Source organism: Listeria sp. SHR_NRA_18, from assembly GCF_003856515.1.
GTDB lineage: Bacteria > Bacillota > Bacilli > Lactobacillales > Listeriaceae > Listeria_A > Listeria_A newyorkensis.
Genome location: NZ_QPKR01000125.1, coordinates 1 through 202 on the forward strand (window position 1 = coordinate 1; position 202 = coordinate 202).

The window sequence follows — 202 nt, forward strand, 5'->3', positions numbered from 1 at the left end:
AAAGCACAACCAAGACCGTCCAAGTAACCGTTTTAAGCAAGCCAATCATTGAAGCAAAAGATCATACCATCTATGTAGGCGACAATTTTGATCCGTTGGCAGAAGTCAGCGCGAAAGATGCGAAGGATGGAGACCTGACAGGGAAATTAGAGCTAATCAAAAATGACGTAGATAACATGACCCCCGGCGTATATGATGTTAC

1 protein-coding gene is annotated in these 202 nt (G+C 43.6%); it reads left to right on the forward strand.

The window, feature by feature from the left end:
* On the forward strand, nucleotides 1-202 hold a 202-nt coding region (locus DUK53_RS17710; RefSeq protein WP_201740754.1), incomplete at both ends, for a bacterial Ig-like domain-containing protein.